Source organism: Succinivibrio faecicola (assembly GCF_019448115.1).
GTDB classification, from domain to species: Bacteria; Pseudomonadota; Gammaproteobacteria; order Enterobacterales; family Succinivibrionaceae; genus Succinivibrio; species Succinivibrio faecicola.
On sequence record NZ_JAGFNY010000087.1, the window covers coordinates 1 to 1,144 of the forward strand.

At 32.0% G+C, this 1,144-nt stretch carries 1 protein-coding gene; it reads left to right on the forward strand.

The features are described 5' to 3' along the window. Positions 1–1,144 (forward strand): IS1634 family transposase (locus J5V48_RS09725; RefSeq protein WP_219938445.1); only part of this gene is annotated, 1,144 nt, incomplete at both ends.

Below are 1,144 nucleotides of genomic sequence, written 5' to 3' on the forward strand. Positions count from 1 at the left end.
CATCTCTTGGTGAAATAGTTTGGAAAGATGATTTTATTGAGCAACATCCAGAACTTAATGATTTCATAGCATTTCGTAACGGGAAAGGTACCATTGAATTCAAACAGATTGAAGATACAGAAAAGCTTATATCCATTAAAGAAGCACTTAATGCAAAGCGTTATGCTGCAGGTGCTACTTGGGTATTTGATAATCTGATTGCTGATACACCTTTATCTAAGGCTTTAAAAGAAACATTTGGAACTAATAATATCAACAAAAAGATCCTATCCTTAGCCTATTTCTTGAACATTTCTGATTCAAATGTAACATCTCGATATGAAGTATTTGCTGATACACATCGTCTTCCTTGGCAAAAAACAATGACAGCTTCTGCAATTTGTAGGCTTTTTCAGAATATCACTTCAGATAAAATTGACCAGTTTATGTCAAAACTCAGCAGTTTTACAAAGCTCAGAGATGATGATAATAATAAAACTGAATATTATGCTTTGGATTCTACTTCAATATCTACTTATTCTCAGAATTTATCAAAGGCTGAATACGGTCATAACAAGGATGGAGATAAAACACCACAAATTAACGTTCTAATGGTTGTTAATCAGCTAACAGGTGAGCCTGTATATTACAGAACATACAGTGGTAATATTCCTGATATGTCTACTGTTAAACATTACCTTAATGAAATGAGTAGGCTTGAACTCAATAATAATGCCGTTCTTGTTGCTGATAAAGGATATTCTAATATCAGAAACATTCATCGTTTCTATCAGTCCAAGGTTTCATTTCTGCTCAACATGAGAACCAGTTTTGCAGTTTGCAAAAACTTATTTAACGAAGCCAGAATTCATTTGTTTGACCCAATAACATATGATGAATCTATTGGTAATAACGTATACACAACTGAAATTAATTGGAGCTATCCAATCAATTTTAAACACAACTGTAAGAGAACTCCTAGAGAAAAGGAATTGATGTTTGTTCATATTTATTACAGTCGTGAAATATACAATGCACATGAAAAAACAATTCACAGTAATATTGCAAAAGTTGCAAAAATGCTTCAGGAAAACAAACCTCTTTCATCAGAATATAAATACATTAAGGATACTTTTTTAATAGAAAACAAAGACGAAGAAAATGG